Raw genomic sequence first — 18410 nt, 5'->3', positions numbered from 1 at the left:
GGCCGCGAGCGCCGTCTGTCACATCGTCTCGGTGAGGATGTGCATGAGGAACCAGGCGGCGCCGCCGCCCAGGACGACGGTGAAAATGGCTCGGCCGGCTTTCGAGCTGCGGACTCGGAACAGCTTGCGGGTGTTCTCGCTGAGGGTGTCGTCGTCCTTCTTGTTGGCCAGGGCAACGGTCTCATAGATGGCGAAGAACAGGGCCCAGGAGCCCCACAGGAGCGCGCTGGCGTTTCTGCGTACGAATGCGGTGAAGCGGTTCACGGTGACTCCTGGAGCGGGGTGGGAACGGGGCGGGGGCCGGTGCCGTCGTAGGGGGCGGCGCGGCCGGCGTCGATCAGGGCCTGGTTGAGGGCCTGGCCGTCAGCGGTGGTGATGGTGGCGAGGTAGCGGCCGTACTTCTCGCGGCGGTGGGTCTGCACGGTGAGAGCGGGCCCGTGGGTATCGAGCCACTGCTTGACCCAGGCGGAGGTCTCCTTGCCGGCGGGGGTGTCCTTCTCGGCTGTGTTGATGCCTGCGAGTCGTACTCGCTGGGTGATGCGGATGCTGAAGCCGAGGTCGATGTCGAGGTCGACGGTGTCGCCGTCGATCACTCGGCGGACGGTTGCGGGGTAGGTGTTCACTGGTCACCTGCGATGCGGTAGCGCAGACGGCATCGGCAGTTGACGGTGAGGTGGTGCGGGGCGAGCTGGTCGCCCGGGTAGCGCATGGGGTACCCGTCCACGTAGTACGGCTCGGTGACCGGGAGCGTGGTGCCGTCCACGGAGGCGTGGGACGGGCGTACGCGGTCGTCGCCGCGGGTGACCCAGGTGCGGATGATGTCGGGTCCGATCGTGCTGGCGGTGGCGTCGGCAGTGCCGTTGATGGTGGCGACTGCTGTGGACTCGGCGATGGCGGCCGCCGTGCGGGGCCCGATGTCGGCGAACACGGTCTGGACGAGGGCTAGGAGGTCTTCCAGGTCGCTGGTGACGTCCTGGCTCTGGGCGAGGAGTCCGTGGAGGGTGCCGAGGAAGCGGCGTCCGGACTCTTCGGCGGCGTACACCGCGTCGAGCACTGCGGCGGTGACCTTTCCGGCGGCTGCCGGGGGAGGCTCGGGCGCGCCGAGGGCTGCTGCGGTTCGTTGGGAGACTCCGTGCGCGATGCCTGCCAGGACGCGGGCCAGGGTGCTGGAGAGTTCTTCCAGCCACCGGTCGGTGCCGATGACGCGCTCGATGTCCAGTCCGACGTCGCCGCCCCGGGTGTCGGTGGGGCCGTCGGCCTGCCAGAAGCGGGTGCCTTTGCGGCCCTTGGGGGAGCGGAGGCGTGCGGTGATGACGCCTTGCTGCCGGTCGAACAGGGGCGTGAGAGCGGCGGCCACGGTCTGCTGCGCCTGGTCGAAGTCCTCGGTGTCGACCTCGAACCCGGTGCGGGCATTGCCGGAGGTGAGGGCCTTGAGCTCGATGCCGCGTGCGTCGGCTACGGCTGCCGCGGCGTCGCCGGGGGCGGGCGGTTCGCTCTGCCGTGCGGAGGCGACCGCCGCGGCGGCGGCGCCTGGCTGCCCGTCGGGTACAGCTCCGGCGCGGGCTTCGGCGACGGCGGCCGCAGCGAGCCCGCCGTCGACTGTCGGTTCGGCTGGCTGTCCGCCTTCGGCGCGGGCCTGCGCGACGGCCGCGGCGGCTCCGCCGCTCGCGACGTCGCCTGACGGCGGAAGCGGGGCGTTCGGGTCGGCGCCCGGAGGGGGCTGACCGCCAGGTGCGCCGTCGGCCGGACCCTGGATGCCGAGGGCGGCTGCGTCCTCCGGCCGGGCGGGGACGGGAGCCCGCTGCGGCGAGATCCACAAGGCTCGGGTGTGGGGGTTGTTCATGGCGGGCAGGCCGGCGCGGCGCCGGTACTCGTCGATGCTGATGAGGCCCGCTTCCCACTCCTCGCGGGATTCGGCGCGGCGACGGCGGCGTGGCAGTTCGAGCACCTGCACGCTGCTGGTCTTGTAGCGGAGGTCAGCGTGGGGGTGGCTGACGTCTCCGGCGAAGGCCTGGGAGATCATCGCGAGGTGGTCGAGCTCGGTGTGCGACCAGAAGTTGAACTCCTCCTGCTCAGCGTTGTCGAACGTCCGGCCGGACGCGTTGCCGAGGACGGACTCGGGAACACCGAAAGCACCCAGGATCTCGATCTTCGCGTTCTGCGCGGCGTGCTCGTACGCCATCTCGCGGGGCTTCGCGGCCAGGTCGACATAGTTCATGCCGCCAGGGCCGGCGCCGATGACGGAGACGTGCCCGGCGAACTCGCTACCGGGGAGGAAGCGGGACTCCAGGCGGTTCATCTCGCCTTCGCTGAGCGAGGACGTGTCGACGGCGACGATGCCGCCTGGCCGCGCGTCGTTGCGGATGAACGCCACGTTGTAGAGCCGAGAGAGGTAGTCCAGCTCGACGCTGATGCCCGCGGCCTCCAGCGGCGTCATGCCGCTGAAGGGATCGGTCGGGTGTGGGTCCCGGATCCAGCGGACGCGTTCGGGATCCAGCTCCCGCACTTCGCCATGCAGGGTGGTGAACTCGAAGTGAGCGATGTACTCGCCCCGCGGGTCCGGAACGGGGATGACGCGGTTCGGCGGGAGGAGGTCCAGGCGGGTGATCGTGCCGCGGTTCGAGCGGGTGACCTCTACGAACGCCCCGCGCTTGGACAGCAGGATCTGCGCGGAGAGCCGCTTGCGGAACTGCGACCCGGTCTCTACCGGGTTGGCCCGGCCGTTGAGGACGCGCAGGAGTGGGTCGTCCTCGATGACGCGCTCGAACTCGCCGTCCTCGGTGTCGCCGATGCCGATTTCGAGGGGGAGGCGGCCGGCGTGCTTGCCGATCGTCTCGATGGCCTTGTAGACCCAGATGACCCGCTCGTAGCCCTCGGTGACGACTCTGTCGACGTCCCAGCCGTCGGCGCGCCCTTCGGTGGACCACACGTTGGAGGTACCGGCGTAGGTGGTGGAGGCGTAGCCGCCGGTCCAGGTGATGCTCTTCGTTTCGGGCTCGGCCTCACGGCGCGCTGGAATGAGCGAGCGCAGCCCGGGGAGCCATCGGAGCTTGGGCACGTCAGTCCCCCTCGCTGTTCATGCTCAGGTACACGCCGAGCGCGATGACCAAGGCGCAGGGCCAGGTCCATAGGGATAGAGCGAGCGTGGTGGAGGCCAGCAGAGCGATTCCGAGCCCCAGGGCGAAGTAGCCAGCGGTGATGCGGACGGCCTTGCTCAGGGGAGGGACGATGTACAGGACGGCGCCACCGCCGATGCAAAGCACGAGGCCCGCGACGAACTTGGCGGCTTGCGGGTCGGCAGCGTGGAGCGCTCCGAGCAGCCCGAGCACCCCGGAGATGATCAGGAGTAGGCCGAGGAGGTCGCGCAGTACGCGCCGCCGGGGCGACCGGTGGCCGGGGGGTGGGGACTGCTGTGGAGGATTCACGCGGCGGACCGTAGGGGTCCGTCGAGCTTGCGTCCCGGGCCTATTCCGAGTCGAAGACGAAGACCAGCGATGCGCTCCCGATCCAGGTGAGGCCAGCCGCCAGGACGCCCGCGACGCCGGTGTACTGGAGATCGCCGGTGAAGAGGTGGGTGACGCCGGCGGAGATGCCCCCGAGGAGGAGGCCGAGGAGGAAGGTGCGCATGCGGTCTACCGCGCGGGCCGGGAGACGCCGCTGACGTACGCGCCGATGCCACGGCGCTGGATGACAGGGGCAGGCAGCGGGCGGGCGTTGGGGGACGGCGTCGGGATGATGCGCTTCGCGCGGACTGACTGGTCGCCGCCGATCAGGTGCCGGTTGTCGACCTGGGCCTCGCAGTCGGCCCCGGCCACCGATTCGTACGGGCGGCGGCAGTTGCGGCAGTACACCTCCAGGGCGTCCACGCGGGTGTCCGCCGCGGTGGTGAAGCTGCCGCGGAAGTCCGCGAGCTTGGCCAGGCGCTCCTCGACCTTGATCTCGGCCGCGACGATCCAGACGTGCGCGAGTGAGGTCTCGGTGGCGGAAGTGACGGATGGCGGAGCAGCGTCGTCCATCGAGGTCGCGAAGAGGTCGGCGAACGGCGCGAAGACGAGCTGGTCGGTGGTGTCGAGAACGGTCGGCACGGTCAGGTTCCTCCCGGCGGCGGTACATCAGATCGTGGCCGAGGGTCAACGCCTGGCCACTGTATGGACGGAGTGACCGCGGAATGCGTTACACAAAGTGCTGCGCCCCCGAGCCGGGTAGGTCTCGGGGGCGCAGCGGGAAGCTGGATTGGCGCTACAGAGTGGCCGTCCAGCGGTTGCCGGTAAGGGTGGTCTCGCCATCGGGGGTGATGGTGACGCGGGCGCCGTACACGGGCAGCTGTCCGGTCCAGTTGAGGCGGTCGAGGATGTCCTCCAGGGGGTCCCACAGGCGGCGAGGACCGCCCTGATACACGGTGGGGACTTCCCGAGGGCCGGTGGCGTGGGCGCGGGCCCATGAACCGTCGGGGTGGGTCATCCAGACGGTGTGGCTCCGGTCCGGGTGCCACCGGTGGCGGTACTCGACGCCGGGGAGGTCGAGCTGGTACATGGAGCGGATGCTCCATGTCTCCGGGACGAACACGAGGAAGTGGCGGCTGACGCTCGCCTCGCCGTCGCCGTCCTTTGCCTCGTCCCAGACGGACTCCGGGACTGTCTCCTCGTAGTCGTCGCCCTGGCGGGGGCCCATGAAGGAGGCGGGCTCGTAGGAGGTCCAGCCCACAGCGCCGCCATCTGGGGTTTTGTCGGCGTAGAGGATCAGGCCGGTGCCGGTGATCGTGGTAACAAGTCGGCCGTAGGGGCGCAGGGCCTTGATCCATGTGGGCGGGACGGACGGCACGGAGACGGTGGACACGATCCGGTCGTACTCGCCGGGGAGCGGTCCCTGGGTGAGGTCGCAGACGGCAGTCTCGGGGCGCAGCCCGATGGAGTCCAGCCGGTCAGTGGCGGCCTTTACGAGGTAGGGGTCGACGTCGACGCTCGTCACCAGCTCGGAGCCGAGGCGGTGGCAGGCCAGGGCGGTGCCGTATCCGGTGCCGGTGGTCACCAGCGTGCGGCACCCGTCGGTGAAGTCCGCGTGCCGGTACATCCCGACGACCAGGCCCGGCTCCGTCGAGGACGACGTCGACATCCCGGAGGTGACGAGAGTGCCGGGCTCGGCATGATCGGCGTGCAGGCTCCCTACCCGTGTCACGAGTGTGGTGTCGCTGTACGCTGCGGCGAGCCACGCGTCGGGGTCGGCCGCGCCGTCGCGGACCACCCGCCCACCGGCCTCCTGGTCCCGCTCGTACCACCTGGGCACGAACACGTGCCGTGGGGTATCGGCAACGGCGGCCTCCCACGGGGACCCCGGCCGGGCTACCTTCTCGCCCAGACGTTGGGCGTATGTCTCCCAGTCCATGTCAGCTCCTCCTCTTCCTTGGCTGTCTCAGCCCATCGGTCCGCAGGAGCCGCCCCCGCCGGAGCTGTCGTCCGAGGGCGCGCAGTCCGGCCCACACGGGTCCGCCGAGTTCCGCGTCGGAACGCTGGCGCGCGCCTGCTCCCACCCGGGGCTGGCCAAGACCGACGCGAGCGAGGTCTCCTGGACGTTCCCCGTGGCCAGGAAGCGGCCGACCTCGCAGGGTGCCACCCGGCCGTCCGGCAGAACGGCCGCCTTGCCGTTGGCGCATCGCCCGCACAGCGACGACGTGGACGGCAGAAGATCGCCGGCAGCGCGCCCGACAGCGCGGAGCTTGTCGACGGAGGCGGCGACCCCGAGGCCCTCCATCTCGGCGCGGGCCTGCTCCGCCCTCTGGCCGTTCCCGTGGTCGACGATGGCGACCCGAAGCTTCACGTTCCGGCGGACGGCCTCGCCAATGGCGGCGCGCGTCGCGGCGTGGGATCCGGCCCGACCGGTGATTGCGTCGTGCTGAGCGGCTTCGTCGCTGTGGTAGGTGGTCGCCACGCTCACCCGCGGGTCCTCGAAGAGCAACCAGTGTTCGGCGCGGACCTTGTAGAAGTTGGAGTGGACGCGGACGCTCAGGCCAACGCGGAGCGCGTGCTCGACAAGCTGGGTGAAGGACGGGTGCAGGGTGGGCTCGCCGCCGATGAACTGAACGGTGCTCGTGCCGAGGGCGGCGGCCTCGTCAATGAGGCGGTGCCAGTCCTCGGCGGTCATGCTGCCGTGGCCCTGGGTCGGGCCCGCCGAGGCGTAGCACTGGCCGGGGCAGGTGAGCTGGCAGCGGGAGGTGAGTTCCAGCGAGAGGAAGTCGAGCGGAGCGACGGGACGGTCGGTCAGCACGGTCATCGGATGATGCTCCTTCGTCGTTCGGCCCAAGCATGCCTGGCTGGGGCCGGGTTCGTGGGTGGGACGGTCTATTCGGTGGAGCGGTGGTGCAGTCCAGTGGGAACGGGCCGCAGTGACTCGTCTAGCTGCTGGTCAGCATCGGGCGCTGCCTGTTCCGTTCGGCCGCTGCGATCTCAGCTGCTGCGTGCTGTGCCAGCCGGTTCAGGTACGGACCGAGTTCCGTGAAGTCGCCGCGCTCCACGGACTGGAGCAGCAACGCGCACGCAATGAGGATGGCCGCCTGGCCGGCAGCGTGATCGAGGAGCGCCCCGAACTCGCGCCGGATGACGGCCGCGGTTGCCGGGGCGGTCTGCGCGAAGGCGTAGAACAAGGCGGCGTCCCAGCCGTACGGCGCCATGCCCCAGCCCTCCCAGTCGAGGACCGTCGCGCCCGTCGTCACGTTCGCCGGGTGGAAGTCGCCGTGCGCACACGCCCAGTGCGTCACGTGCGGCGCCGGATAACCAGTCATCTCAGGCACGACCCGCTCGATCCACGACTGACGCACCGCGATCCGGTCCGTGTGCTCCTGGCCGACGTAGTACAGGTTCTTCCGCGTCCACGCCCACCACTCCGGGGGCAGGTGCAGGTCCGCGGTGAGCTGCGGCGTCGGCGACAGCAGCGGCTCGTCGACGAACGTCGTCAGTTCCGCCCGGTACGCCCAGCCCCTCTCCCGCATGTCGTGGATCGCGATGACCCCGGGCCGGCGGACTTCCCGGAACCGGCGCACTGTCAGCTCCGTGCCGAACCACTCCGGCGTCGTCCCGGCCCGCTCCGGGGTCTCCTCCATGATCCGCAGCCAGCACGCCCCGTGCCCGGAATCCTGGACTCGCAGCGACAGCGACCGTCCGTGCCATCCCCACTGCCGGGGCCCGGCGGGGAGCACACCGAGCGCGACCCCCGCACGCTTCTGCGCCTCGATCATGCGGCCGGCCTTCTCGCCGTCCGGCTCCTGATACATCGCGTCACTCCTTCAACTCGGCTTGTCGCTGCCTGATGGCACGGTCGGCGAGCAGCAGCGCTAGCGGCCCGCCGGGCAGGAGGTACCGGCCCTCGTCGGCGGCCTGGATGGCGTCGTCCATCGGCCACCAGGCGAGCTTGAAGTCCACTTCGGTGTCCGTGAGCTGCTGCTCGCCGACCGTCAGGTCTTCGGCCAGGTACAGGGAGAGCTGGGCAGGGCCGTTGAGGCTGACCGCGTAGGTGCCGAGGTGCCGCCAGCTCTCGGCGCTCACCCCGGCTTCCTCGGCGAGCTCGCGGCGCGCGCACTCCTCGGCGTTCTCGCCCGGCTCCTGCCGGCCGCCGGGGAGGAACACGTACTCGCCGCCGTACTGGGGGAACGGGGCGCTGAGGATCGCGACGTTCCCGCTGTCGTCTCGGGCTACTACGACCGACGCGTTCGCGTCCGGTCCGTGCTGTGTGGATGCCATGAGGCCGGAGGCTAGCTCCGACTCGCAGGTCGGTGTGACAGTTCGCATTTTCTCGTCACATTTCCAGATGGCTGACGATCAGGTCGGCCAGCTCGTCGGGGGTCCTGTCGTCGGTGTCGACCAGGACGCCGGTGGGGTCCTGGTCGGCGACCGCGTCGAAGTTGGCCCGCAGCAGCTCCAGGCGGCCCGGCACGGTCAGCATGTCGTGGTCGTCTCGGTTGAAGTCCGGCTTCGCGCTCATGCGGGCGTTCAGCGTCTCGTCGCTGCACCGCAGGTAGAACGTGTGATCGGGGTGGACCAGGTAGGGCATGAACGGTTCGAGGAGTCCCCGCACCTGGCCCATGTCGAGCTTGTGGACCGCCGAGTGGTACGCGATCACCGACGAGATGTAGCGGTCCGCGACGACCGGGCCGGCGGGCATGAATCCGCGGATCAGGTCGGTGGAGTGCAGCACCCCGGACAGGTAGAAGGCGAACTGCGACAGCGAGCCGCATTCGGCGTTGATCGCCGCGCACCACGGGTGATGCGGCTCGGGAACGGTGTGCAGGCTCGACGCCCCCAGCCGCTCGGACAGGGTCCGCGCGAGGGTCGACTTCCCGATACCGGAGATCCCTTCCAGGATCACGAACGGGCCTCGACGGTCAACGGCCGGGCCGGGGTCGTACGCCCCGTGAAGAAGACTCACAGCACTCCCTCCGTGAACGCGTCCACGTGCCGTGCCACGGCCTCCGTGAGCTGGTCCATGTCGTCGAGGAGCGGCAGCACGTTCAGCCGCGTGTCGGAGCGCAGGATGCACGGCTGTAACCCGCCGGAGTGGTCCAGGCGCAGCGCCCAGAACCCTTCGATGCAGTTCGGCTTGAGCGCGCACGTGCCGCACTGCCCGACGTGGTGCCGGCCGAGGCCTCGCTCGATGACGTCGATCTCGACGCCGTCGATCCGGAACACCCGCCGGCCTTGCCCCGTACCCGCGATCTCGACGCGCTCCTCGCTGGTCAGCGTCCGCAAGTAGCTGATGATGCCTGCGGCGGAGACCGCCGAGAACCGGTCCTCCTCGTTGAACCCGGTGTCGACGAGCTCGATGAACTGGACCGACAGTCCGCGCTCCAGCGCGTATTCCAGGATGGGGACGATCTCGTGCTCGTTCTGCTTCTGGAGCAGCGTGTTCAGCCCGACCTCAGGCACCAGCTCACGGGCGACGTCGATCCCTTCGAGGACCTTCCCGATCGGCAGCATCGTCTTCGCGATCTGCGCGAACGTCGCGTCGCTGAAGTAGTGGAGGCTGACCTTGATCTTGTCGAGCCGGGCCTGCGTGAGCATGTCGCGCTTCTTCTTCACCGTCAGCCCGTTGGTGATGAGGGTGTAGAAGACATCCGGGGCCCGCTCCGTCAGCCCTGTCAGGACCTCGGCGGCGATCGGCGACGTCAGCGGCTCTCCGCCCGTGAAGTAGATGCGCTTCATGCCGGCCTGCACCAGGGCGGCGATGATCTGGGTGTAGTGCTCGCCGCACAGTTCCTTGGGGCGGACGGCGTGATTGCGCTGCTCGTCGGGCGGGGTGTCGCCCTCGTTGTGGCAGAACCAGCACTTGATGTTGCAGTACGGCGTCAGCGACACGCGCAGCTGGCCGCGCAGAGCTGCGAAGTTGTGCAGCGCCGTCCAGTTCGTGGAGTCGGGGGGCAGTTGCCTGATGGGCAAGACCGAGAACGTCATGGCGAACCCTCCATCTGCTTGGGGGCATCTCGGGTGCTCCCGGCCGGGCGCGACTGCCATGCCGCGCGTGCTGTGGGAGAGCCATCCGTAGGTGTCGGAGATGCGCGCGGTCGCTTGGCCGCGCCCGGCCGGGAAGTTGGAGCCCCGCCCCTCGACCTACACCTTGTGGCGGGTAGGCGCCGGCAGTAGGCCGGGGGCGGGGGGTGTGGGGGAGCTCCCGGCACGCCTCCTCCGGACGTAGGAGGCGTGCCGGGGCGGGGCCGCGCTCAACGCCCGCGGAGTGCGGGGGGCTGCGGGCGGTCGCGGCGTCGTAGGGGAAGGCAGATTGCCTTCCTGGTGCCGCCCCCAGCCCGGTGCTCCGTCAAGGGCATCGGGCCCAGCACCGGGTCTGGGGGCGTCTGGTGGCCGACCTACGTGACCGGGTCGTCCGGGATGGTCTCGATCGCGTCGCGGACGACCCGGAGCCTAGCGGCGGCGAAGGGGTCCTCGGCGACGCCGGCGTTCGCGAAGGCGTCGAAGTCGGACTGCGCCGGGGGACGCTCGGCCATCTGCGACCAGGCGGCCAGCGGGGTGCGGCGAGGCAGGGAGGTCATCACGGGTCCTCACGGGTCGGGGGCGGCGTAGAGCAGCAGTGCCAGGACGAATGCGAACATGGAGAGCACGACCAGGATCTGCGCGACGATCTGCCGCCAGCCGATCCTTCGGTCGCTGAGCCAGCGCAGGGGATTCCTTCAAGTCGGGGCCTCGGGCACAAGCAGGACGGTGACGCCCAAGCTCTCGTGCACGAACCGCAGTTCGTCGATGTACTGCTCACCGTCCCGGCTGATGTGGAACCGGTCGGTGACGATCACGCCGTCGCTGAATCCCTCCCGGATGTGCTTGCGCACCTGGAGCCAGCCGATCGACTGCATGGGGGCCTGCGGACCCTGGTCGTCGTGGAACTCCTGCCCGGCCTGCCAGCCGCGCGTCCTGGCCTCGGCGCGCAGCCGCTCGAAGAATGGCTCAGCGTCGAGGCCGGGCAGGGTTCGCACGTAGAGGCAGACCCGACGGCCGCGGGAGGGTTTGTAGGCGAGGCCGGTCTCGTTGAACGAGTTCCGTAATCGCAGCAGGTGCAGCTCGGGCGAAACCTCTTGGAAGACGGTGTCGGGGTTCCAGGAGCGCCGGAACCTGTTCTCCCTGTCCATCCACTCGGTGCCGCGTCGGGAGGAGGTGCTCTGGCTCATCACAGCCTCGGCTCAGATCGGGGGCGGGCACAGGGCGCAAGCGCGGCCGCCGGCCCTGGCCAAGGGGAAACCCTGGCCGACGGCCACGCTCACAGGGGCCGGGGAGGCACCTGTTCCTGCACCCTCTTCGTTCGGAAGGCATGGTGACTGAGCGCAGCCGACTGCTCGTGAACTGATGCGCAGTCACGTCGCCTTCCGAGAACAGCTTGCTCCTTTTGACGGTCCAAGCGCAAGATGGACGCAGGAATTCTCAAAAGGATCGAACGAGTGCCCCACTGTGCTGAGTTGACGCTGTCTCGGATGCGTCCATGACGCAGGAATCTGCGCCCATGACGCAGACACGACCGAAGACGGCGCCCGGCCAGCGGAAAGCGCCGACCACCAGGGCCACGCCAACGGTCATGCGACGCCGGGTCGGCGTACAGCTCCGACGGTGGCGCGGCACCATGCCATCGGCGGCTGCCGCCAAGCTCATGGGCTGGGACAGCGTCAAACTTGGCCGCATCGAGCGCGCGCTCTACAAGATCAGCGCCGCCGAGGTGCGCACGTACGCCGGCCTACTTGGTGTAACCGACGTTCGGGCGATCGAGGCTGTCGCTCAGGCTGCCGAGGAACCCTTGGCGGCGAGCAACGGAGCCTGGTGGAAGGCGTACGAAGGCCGCGTCAGCCAGGCACTCCTGGACTTCGTCCAGCTCGAAGCCCGCGCCAAGACGGTCAAGGTGCACCACCCCGTGATGATCCCCGGATCCCTGCAATCTCCGGGCTACGCACGCGAGATCATCGCTGCCAGCCCGAGGACCGAAGAGCTCGCCAAGACTGTTGAGCTGCGTATCAACATGCGTCTCGCGCGGCAGGAGATCCTGACACGCTCGGACGACCCCGTGCAGTTCCATGCGCTCATCCCCGAGTCAGCCTTTCACGCCAGGTTCGAGGACCCGACAATCATGCGCGACCAGCTCCGCAAGCTGATCGACGCCTCGAAGCGGCCGAACGTCACCCTCCAGATCATGCCGTTGACGACGCATCCGAGCTTCGGCTCAGACGGACCGGCAACCATTCTGGGCTTCGACTACCCCTGGGTGGCGGTAGGCAGCATCGACAACAGCTTCGGTGGATCACACACCGAGGAACCGGACGAGGTCGCCTTCCTGGAGAAGGGCTTCGACCAGATCTCGTCCATCGCACTGCCCGTGGACCAATCACGGGATCTACTCACCGAGTACCTGGAAGGAACCACCAAGTGACCACGAAGCCGAGCCTGATGGCGACCGAACTCCCCGGTGCCGCCTGGCACAAATCGTCGTACAGCGGCGAGAACGGCCAGTGTGTCGAGGCCGCCGATGTGCGCGCGTCGCACGACGGCGTCGCGATCCGCGACTCGAAGAACCCGACCGGTCCGGCGCTTCTCCTCCCTGCCGAAGCGTTCTCCACCTTCATCGCGGCCGCCGTCGGCGAGCTCTGAGCGACGCGACGGAGGCCCGTCTCCCCCACGGCCTATGAGGGGGAGACGGGCCTCCGTCGTACAGAGGTGCGCACTACATGGGGTCAGCCTAGCGAGGCTGCCTGACAACGCCGCCCTACTGGTGTCCTTCGATGGGCGCAGAGTCCCTGGCGTCCTCGGCCCGTGCTTGCGTGACGGCTGCATGGGCGGGGCCGCCATGCAGCGGAACCCTCCTGAGTGGGTCGTCGGTGCCCAGGCCGTGGGGCCGGTCATAGACGAGGTCGGCGGTGCGCGACCCGTCGGCCCAGCGGCCGGCCTTGTTGCGTGCGGCGAGGGAGACGCCGTGCTTGACCATGTCGGTGTTGGCTCCCGCGCGCCAGGAGTGGGAGGTGACCTTCTTGTTGTCGATGTAAGGCACGCCGGCGCGCTCGGCCAGGAGTTGAAGCCGCTCGTTGAGCGACCCCTCGGCCATCCGGTTGCCGCGCTCGCGATCCGCGGGGTACTTCCGCAGCGTGCCCATCGAGGTCAGGGCGCGGAAGACCGGGTCGGTGGGGGCCAGGGCGTCGAGGTCGCGCAGGACGGAGAGCCAGGCGCGGCCGCGTCGGACGAGCTGTAGGTCGGGCCGGTCCTGGATGAACCGGCCGCTGCCCTTGCCGGCCTGGTCGGTCTTGGATGTGGCGGTGACAACGAACAGGCCCGTGTCGTGGATCTTGAGCCGGGACAGCAGCAGATCGGCGAGTTCCATCTCGCGGTGCAGGTTGGCGTAGGCCAGGGCACACAGGAACGCGTCACGCTTGCCGATGGGGGTGGACTCGTCGATCTTGTCGATGATCCGCAGGTTGTACTCGATGGTGACGGCGGCCGACCGCTGGACTTCGCCGCCGTTCGCGGCCCACTGCTTGCGCCAGGCTCGGAGCCGGCCTCGGAACGTGCTCGGGTCTGGCCGGAAGTCGGTCGGCTGCCAGTTCTTGATCCGGGACATGATCGTGGCCACGCTGTCGGGGACGTACTCGCCTTCCTTCCCGAGGCGGATCAGGTGCAGGCCGTAGGCGGTGTACGTGGCGGTTGTGCACGGGCGGGCGAGCCGCGGCGGTTTCTGGGCGGTGCACCAGGCTTCGAAGGCGCGGACGGACGAGTCGCGGTTGGCCAGAGTGGTGGGGGCAAGGTCGGGCTCCGCGAGGTCGTCCATATCCTCCTGGGACAGCCGGAAGTCGGCGTCGGTCCAGGCGGGCCGGGCATCGGCGCGCGGCGGGAGCTCGCCGGGGCCGAGCATGGTGTGCTGGGTGACCAGGTAGCGGGGCTGGACGACATCGGGAAGGACTTCGTGGCTCTCGACGATCTCGGCGTCGACGACGATGTCCGGCTCGGCAGTCACGGCTCCTCCGGGTAGTCGGGGTGGTCGTGGAAGGGGGCGGCGAACTTCTTCACGACGTCCAGCAGCCGGGCGGCAAGGAGACCGTCAGGGAACTGGTCCAGGAGGTCGAGCAGGTCGTCCTTGGCGTCCAGGTCGTCCAGCGTCCGGCCCGGCTGGTTGCGCAGCACGTGGAAGGTGACCTCCTCGTCGGCGGCGGGGCCGCGTCCGGTGAGGACCGGCGCGATCACCCGGCCGGCTGCCATCACCCCGTAGCGGGCCGTGCCCGGGTCGGATGGCTCCCACCAGCCGTCACCGGACGCCGCGAGCGCGCCACGCCGTTCCTCCTCGACTCGCGCCCGCAGGAAGGTGATCCAGAGGCCCGCTCGGGCATGTCCGTCCGCCGGTCGCTCCAGTCGCTCCCCAGGCAGGGTGCCGTCGTTCACGCCGTCTGGCCCGGCCAGTCGGGGTGGTTCTGCCATCGCTTCGCCTCGTTGCGCATCCACGCCAGCTTGCGCACGGCGCCGACGATGTCCCGGTTCTCAATGCACGCGTCGGCATATCCACGGGCGTAGCCCAGGGACTCATGGAAGAACGGGGTCACGACGGGGGTCTCCGCTGCTCGCGCCTTCACGAAGGTGTAGAGGGCGTCCAGTTGGGTGCTGATGTCCGCGTACGCGTCGATGTCGGGGCGATCGGGCTCGGAGAGCGGGGAGCCGGTGGCGGGGGCCTTGGTCGGCTCGGGTCGGTGACCCTGCGGGCTGTACCCGCCGCGGCGGTTCACGATCGGACCCACTCGTCGGTCGTGGCGGGCGCCTGCACGGCGAACGCCTGTTCATAGTCAGGGTGCTGGTGCCAGGTGCCAGCGATGTAGCGCACCGCCTGCCCGAGGCCGTCGGCGACGCCGGTCGCGTAGTCGGGGCCCTTGTCCTTGAGGTGGGGCAGGATCTCGCTGTAGGAGACGAGCAGGGCCATGGTCCCGGCCGCGAGCTGTTCCGCCGCGCCGTGCATAACCAGCTCACCCACCCGGTCGCTGACGAAGCGGACGAGCCGCTCCTCGGTGCTCGCGGGAGTGAGCGGCTGATCCGGGCCGCACTCGCAGCGCTCGGTCTCGTGGCAGTTGACGCACCAGACAGCAGTGCGGGTGAGCGGGGGCTCGACGGCGCCGGCCGGGACGTCCCAGGTGGTGTCGCAGGCGACGTCGGGTCCGTCGACCGAGGTGCCGCACGCGTCGCAGCTCTTGGTGAACTCGGGCGGGTAGATGGTGCTCACGGTACGGGGTCCTCCTAATACATGCGTGGTCAGAAGCGGGAGAGGCGGATCTCGTAGCAGTCCTCGCACAAGTCGCATGCCCCGCCGGTGAGGGCGAGGTAGCCGGCCGTCTGGCAGTTGTCGCACACGCCCTCGTGGACGGCGCCGCAGTCGAAGCAGAGGTAGGAAAGCGTGTCGGGCGAGGCCGCGGTGGACAGGGGGACGACGGCGTGCTCATGGCACGCCGAGCACGCGGCGAAGTCCTCGCCGCCGTCCTTGATGGTGGTGTACGAGTCCCCGCCGATGTACTCCCATGCCAGCTCGACACCGGTGCCGGGGTAGCTCTTCTCGCAGAAGCGGCACATCAGGTCTGCCGCGGGGCCGTCAGGGAACACGATGGCGTACTGGCCGCAGGAACGGCAGGGGACCGTCCTCGCCTCGTGCCCGCTGAGCTGGTCGGCGACCTCGGCCGTGCGGTGGGCCACGTACTCCGCGAGGTGCTGGGTCTGGGTGTTGATCTTGTCCATCTCCCGCTCGGCCCGCCACGCCCCGTCCGTGTCTGTGACCTGCGGCAGGAGGTCGAGGCGGAGGAAGGTCATGAGCTGGAGCAGGACCGGCAGGGTCCGGGCCCGGACGGCGTCGGTGGTGTCCGTCCAGCCGAAGTGGGTCAGCCGGTTGCGCAGTTCCTCCAGGGCGATGAGCCCTTTGTCCTTCGGGTCGAGGGCGGTTTTCAGCAGCTTGTGCTGGTTCAGGCGCTTGATCGCGTACTCGGCGCCGCAGCTCCTGAAGGCGCCGGCCCGGTGCTGCGCTTCGTCGTACTGCCCCGGTTTCACCCAGACGAGGGTGGGATCGTGCATCTCCAGCCGGACCTTGAGCAGCACCTCGACCGCGGTGTACAGGTGCAGCACGGCGTACTTGAGGTCTCGGGACGCCGGTCCGCCCGAGCGGGCGAGGCTCTTCACGGCGCTGCTCAGGAAGTCCAAGCCGTTGAGGAGAGCGGGGAAGTGGAAGTCGTCCACCCTGACGCGGACGGAGGCCGTCGGCATCGGGATCACGTCGGGCGGGGTGGCCGGGACGGGGTCCGGCGTCTCCGCCGGACCCGACGGGGAGGCGCTGGGGCGCTCGGCCTGGTCGGCTTCGGCGCGCAGTGCGGCGGCCTTCTCCAGCCACATCCGCTCGTCGTCGGTCCGGGGTCCGGCGTCGGCCGGGGGGACGCGGCTGTCCAGCTCGGCGGCGCGGGCCCGGAGCGCGGCCGGATCGGGTGCTCCCGCTCCCTCTGTCCCGCCGCTCGGTTCGGTCGTCTCGTCCATGAAGTCCCCCTCCGAGGCCCCGGCCTGAGCGTTCGTCGCTACGGCATCGTGTCATCCCCTATTCCAGGCAGAATACCGGATAAGGCTTACCTAACTTTGCTAGGCGCGCCTGCCACGAGAGCCGCGCGAAGCAGTCCGGCGAATCTGAGGACGAACTGGAGTCGGACTCAGTATCGTCTCCACTGCAACCCCAATCCGCTCCAGTTCTCTGAAAGGGCCTCAGTGAGCGACGCCTACACCCTGAACATCAGCGGCGCACCCCCCGACTTCTTCGACAAGATGCACGAGCTCCTCGCCCAGCTCCCAGACGGAGCCCTCACCCCCGGCGACACCCCCACCGTCGAGGCCGCGTTCACGCTGTTCGACCGCGTCACCCTGGACGCCAAGCACCTCCTCCGGCTTGCCGTCGAGGGCAACGGTCGTGCGCTGGGCGCAGACTTCCGAGCCCAGTACGGTGAGGCCCGCCTCAACGGCGCCACCACCAGCCTCACCCGTCACCTCCAGTCCCTGACCAAAGCGGGAGACTGGCCCGAGTCCGTGCCGCGAGTGCTCATCTCCACGAAGGCCGGCACGGAGGGCTGGCGCAAGACGCACGCCTTCAGCATGGCCCCCGCCCTTGTGCCGGTCTTCCGCGTCGCCATCCGCCGGTTCGACAAGGGAGCGGGCGACCCGCAAGCCGTCGTCGACCACCTCGTCGCGCTGTTCGAGGAGATGGGACGCCCCACCCGCGACGCACGCGAGTTCGCGCGGGAGTTCCTGGAGCAGCACGCCAACGACCTCGCCGCCTGGCTCGCCCAGCGCACTGGCCCGCAGGACCCCGGCCCCGAGTCGGCCCCGCCCACCGAAGGATGACCCGATGACCCGCCAGACCGCCGAACCCCTCGAACACACCAGCCTGAACCCCTCGTACCAGTCCGCGAAGAACCTCGCCAAGCGCGTCAACGAGGGCGAACTCCTCCTCAAGCTTGACTACCAGCGGGGCTCGGTGTGGACGGAGGACCAGCGCGTCGCCCTGGTGCAGACATGGCTTCGCGGCCTGCCCTCGGGCGTGGTCATCCTCTCTGACCGGTGCACGGACAAGTGGGGGCGTGCGAACAACGGCCACGACCCCTACGAAACCGGCAAAGGACTCTGGGCGTGCGTGGACGGCAAGCAGCGCCTGACGACTGCGGTGATGTGGTTCAACAGCGAGTTCGCAGTCCCGTCCTCCTGGCTGCCGCCGCACTACGTGGAGACCACGGAGGACACCCCCGACGGCCCCTACGTACGGGTCAGCGGACTCACCGAGGTAGGAGTGCGGTTCGTGGAGCGGTACTGCTCGCTCCTGATCGCCGAGACCCGAGACTGCGCCACGGTGGAGGAGGAGGCCGCGTTCTACCTGCTGGTCAACGGCGGCGGCACCCCCCAGACAGACGAGAACATGGCGAACGCCGCGCGCGTCGCCGAGAGGAACTGAGATGCCCGACAGCCAGAGCACCATCCCGTGGCGCTGCGAGAACCCGCAGCACGCCCACACCGACGAGGAGCGCGGTCCGACCTGCCGGCCGGACAGCCTGCTCCACCCCGAGCTGGTCGAGAGCGAGAGCTGACGTGGACGACGACACCCTGAGCCACCACGAGTACGACACCGAGCCGTTCACCGCGGGCGAGCTGGCGGCCATCCTCAACTACCGCAAGGCCATCGAAGGGTTCGAGGACACGTTCAGCGAGACCGAGGCCCAGGACTTCACGACGGTGGGCGTGTTCGGGACAGCCGCGGTACAGGATCACCTCTCCGACCTCGCGAACTGCCTGAACAGCTGGTTCGAGGCACTGGATGCGGCCCTGGCGGAGATGCTGACCTGCACCGCCGAGGTAACCCGCTACAGCACGGCAGCCAGCCGGTTCCTGAAGGCCGAGACGCAGACGTACCACGAGTCCCGGCAGAGGTTCGAGCACGCGGTCACCGTGTTTCTCCTGGGCCGGGACACGGCCCCGCTGCTCGGGAACTACCCGAGGTTCACCACGACCCTGAACCTCGGTCAGCAGTGCCTCGACGGCCCTGCCTGAGCTTCACCCTTCACGTCCAGGCGCACGAGCGAGCGCCAGGACGCCAACGCTCCGAAGAAGGACACGATGAGCCACTACACGGACGACCCGCTGATGGACGAGACCCGGAAGCAGCACCAGCTCCTGCTCGAACCCGTCGGTACGACCACCAACCTGTTCGGGGCCGCGCACCTGCTGTACGCCGCCGGCTGCTCCGCGGGGGACTGGATGGACCCCCGCCAGTACGACCGACAGGCCCACGAAGAGGGCTTCGACCAGCACATGGCCGAGCTCCAGGAGCAGGCCCACGCGGCGCAGACGGAAGCCGGCAGCGCGGCGCAGGATGACCGCCCCGACCAGGAGGCGTGA

Annotated in this window: 26 protein-coding genes; 7 read left to right on the top strand and 19 right to left on the bottom strand. The window is 69.4% G+C overall.

Going from position 1 to position 18410, the window contains the following annotated elements:
- Positions 1-18 precede the first annotated feature (18 nt).
- From ACIP84_RS36890 to ACIP84_RS36825, 14 genes are all read right to left on the bottom strand, one after another.
- Positions 19-264: a hypothetical protein gene (locus ACIP84_RS36890; RefSeq protein WP_401804413.1), complete on the bottom strand. Its 246-nt coding sequence runs from the start codon at positions 262-264 to the stop codon at positions 19-21.
- On the bottom strand, positions 261-623 hold the full coding sequence (locus ACIP84_RS36885; RefSeq protein ID WP_401804410.1) for a thermonuclease family protein: 363 nt from the start codon (positions 621-623) through the stop codon (positions 261-263). The genes ACIP84_RS36890 and ACIP84_RS36885 overlap by 4 nt, the downstream gene beginning before the upstream one ends.
- Positions 620-3058 (bottom strand): phage portal protein, encoded by a 2439-nt coding sequence (locus tag ACIP84_RS36880; RefSeq protein WP_401804408.1) that lies wholly within the window; start codon positions 3056-3058, stop codon positions 620-622. The genes ACIP84_RS36885 and ACIP84_RS36880 overlap by 4 nt, the downstream gene beginning before the upstream one ends.
- A gap of 1 nt (position 3059) precedes the next feature.
- Positions 3060-3425, bottom strand: coding sequence for a hypothetical protein (locus tag ACIP84_RS36875; RefSeq protein ID WP_401804405.1), 366 nt, complete (start codon positions 3423-3425; stop codon positions 3060-3062).
- Positions 3426-3465: 40 nt separating this feature from the next.
- The gene (locus tag ACIP84_RS36870; RefSeq protein WP_401804403.1) at positions 3466-3627 is read right to left on the bottom strand and encodes a hypothetical protein; all 162 of its coding nucleotides are present in this window, start codon (positions 3625-3627) and stop codon (positions 3466-3468) included.
- A gap of 5 nt (positions 3628-3632) precedes the next feature.
- A complete protein-coding gene (locus tag ACIP84_RS36865) occupies positions 3633-4085 on the bottom strand; it encodes a hypothetical protein (protein WP_401804400.1) in 453 nt (150 codons plus the stop codon).
- A gap of 154 nt (positions 4086-4239) precedes the next feature.
- A complete protein-coding gene (locus tag ACIP84_RS36860; RefSeq protein WP_401804398.1) occupies positions 4240-5289 on the bottom strand; it encodes a protein-L-isoaspartate(D-aspartate) O-methyltransferase in 1050 nt (349 codons plus the stop codon).
- A gap of 120 nt (positions 5290-5409) precedes the next feature.
- On the bottom strand, positions 5410-6267 hold the full coding sequence (locus ACIP84_RS36855; protein WP_401804395.1) for a radical SAM protein: 858 nt from the start codon (positions 6265-6267) through the stop codon (positions 5410-5412).
- 121 nt (positions 6268-6388) lie between these two features.
- Positions 6389-7264 (bottom strand): hypothetical protein, encoded by an 876-nt coding sequence (locus ACIP84_RS36850; RefSeq protein WP_401804392.1) that lies wholly within the window; start codon positions 7262-7264, stop codon positions 6389-6391.
- Positions 7265-7268: 4 nt separating this feature from the next.
- On the bottom strand, positions 7269-7730 hold the full coding sequence (locus ACIP84_RS36845) for an NUDIX hydrolase (protein ID WP_401804389.1): 462 nt from the start codon (positions 7728-7730) through the stop codon (positions 7269-7271).
- Positions 7731-7785: 55 nt separating this feature from the next.
- Positions 7786-8415 carry a dTMP kinase gene (locus tag ACIP84_RS36840; RefSeq protein WP_401804387.1) on the bottom strand — a complete coding sequence of 210 codons (630 nt, stop codon included), beginning with the start codon at positions 8413-8415 and terminating at the stop codon, positions 7786-7788.
- Positions 8412-9437 (bottom strand): radical SAM protein, encoded by a 1026-nt coding sequence (locus ACIP84_RS36835; RefSeq protein WP_401804384.1) that lies wholly within the window; start codon positions 9435-9437, stop codon positions 8412-8414. The genes ACIP84_RS36840 and ACIP84_RS36835 overlap by 4 nt, the downstream gene beginning before the upstream one ends.
- Positions 9438-9847: 410 nt before the next feature.
- The gene (locus ACIP84_RS36830; RefSeq protein WP_401804382.1) at positions 9848-10030 is read right to left on the bottom strand and encodes a hypothetical protein; all 183 of its coding nucleotides are present in this window, start codon (positions 10028-10030) and stop codon (positions 9848-9850) included.
- A gap of 138 nt (positions 10031-10168) precedes the next feature.
- The gene (locus ACIP84_RS36825) at positions 10169-10660 is read right to left on the bottom strand and encodes a hypothetical protein (protein WP_401804380.1); all 492 of its coding nucleotides are present in this window, start codon (positions 10658-10660) and stop codon (positions 10169-10171) included.
- Between the two features lie 329 nt (positions 10661-10989).
- Between ACIP84_RS36825 and ACIP84_RS36820 the strand changes: the two genes are divergently transcribed.
- Together ACIP84_RS36820 and ACIP84_RS36815 are read left to right on the top strand one after the other, a co-directional pair.
- Positions 10990-11904, top strand: coding sequence for a DUF5753 domain-containing protein (locus ACIP84_RS36820; RefSeq protein WP_401804377.1), 915 nt, complete (start codon positions 10990-10992; stop codon positions 11902-11904).
- The gene (locus ACIP84_RS36815; RefSeq protein ID WP_401804374.1) at positions 11901-12122 is read left to right on the top strand and encodes a DUF397 domain-containing protein; all 222 of its coding nucleotides are present in this window, start codon (positions 11901-11903) and stop codon (positions 12120-12122) included. Before ACIP84_RS36820 ends, ACIP84_RS36815 begins: the two co-directional genes overlap by 4 nt.
- A 115-nt stretch (positions 12123-12237) precedes the next feature.
- Here the strand turns inward: ACIP84_RS36815 and ACIP84_RS36810 are convergent, their stop codons facing one another.
- From ACIP84_RS36810 to ACIP84_RS36790, 5 genes are read right to left on the bottom strand one after another with little or no spacing between them, the layout of a single operon-like run.
- Positions 12238-13476: a hypothetical protein gene (locus tag ACIP84_RS36810; protein ID WP_401804373.1), complete on the bottom strand. Its 1239-nt coding sequence runs from the start codon at positions 13474-13476 to the stop codon at positions 12238-12240.
- Complete coding sequence (locus ACIP84_RS36805; protein WP_401804370.1) at positions 13473-13934, bottom strand: DUF6221 family protein; 462 nt, start codon at positions 13932-13934, stop codon at positions 13473-13475. The genes ACIP84_RS36810 and ACIP84_RS36805 overlap by 4 nt, the downstream gene beginning before the upstream one ends.
- Positions 13895-14236, bottom strand: coding sequence for a hypothetical protein (locus tag ACIP84_RS36800; protein ID WP_401804367.1), 342 nt, complete (start codon positions 14234-14236; stop codon positions 13895-13897). The genes ACIP84_RS36805 and ACIP84_RS36800 overlap by 40 nt, the downstream gene beginning before the upstream one ends.
- On the bottom strand, positions 14233-14724 hold the full coding sequence (locus tag ACIP84_RS36795; protein ID WP_401804365.1) for a hypothetical protein: 492 nt from the start codon (positions 14722-14724) through the stop codon (positions 14233-14235). Before ACIP84_RS36795 ends, ACIP84_RS36800 begins: the two co-directional genes overlap by 4 nt.
- 29 nt (positions 14725-14753) lie before the next feature.
- Entirely contained in the window at positions 14754-16013 is a 1260-nt protein-coding gene (locus ACIP84_RS36790; protein ID WP_401804362.1) for a hypothetical protein, read from the bottom strand.
- Positions 16014-16235: 222 nt separating this feature from the next.
- Here ACIP84_RS36790 and ACIP84_RS36785 point away from each other — a divergent pair, with 222 nt between their 5' ends.
- The 5 genes from ACIP84_RS36785 to ACIP84_RS36765 all read left to right on the top strand — a co-directional run bounded on the left by ACIP84_RS36785 (position 16236) and on the right by ACIP84_RS36765 (position 18410).
- A complete protein-coding gene (locus ACIP84_RS36785) occupies positions 16236-16865 on the top strand; it encodes a hypothetical protein (protein ID WP_401804359.1) in 630 nt (209 codons plus the stop codon).
- 4 nt (positions 16866-16869) lie between these two features.
- The gene (locus ACIP84_RS36780; RefSeq protein WP_401804356.1) at positions 16870-17469 is read left to right on the top strand and encodes a DUF262 domain-containing protein; all 600 of its coding nucleotides are present in this window, start codon (positions 16870-16872) and stop codon (positions 17467-17469) included.
- 1 nt (position 17470) lies between these two features.
- Positions 17471-17602: a hypothetical protein gene (locus tag ACIP84_RS36775; protein WP_401804354.1), complete on the top strand. Its 132-nt coding sequence runs from the start codon at positions 17471-17473 to the stop codon at positions 17600-17602.
- A gap of 1 nt (position 17603) precedes the next feature.
- Positions 17604-18062 (top strand): hypothetical protein, encoded by a 459-nt coding sequence (locus tag ACIP84_RS36770; protein WP_401804351.1) that lies wholly within the window; start codon positions 17604-17606, stop codon positions 18060-18062.
- A gap of 66 nt (positions 18063-18128) precedes the next feature.
- Positions 18129-18410, top strand: a complete 282-nt coding sequence (locus ACIP84_RS36765; protein WP_401804348.1) for a hypothetical protein — start codon at positions 18129-18131, stop codon at positions 18408-18410.

Origin of the sequence: Streptomyces sp. NPDC088707 (genome assembly GCF_044752725.1) — a bacterium.
Taxonomy (GTDB): domain Bacteria; phylum Actinomycetota; class Actinomycetes; order Streptomycetales; family Streptomycetaceae; genus Streptomyces.
Note: the sequence above shows the minus strand (reverse complement) of the source record. Positions and strands in the feature narration are given on the sequence as shown.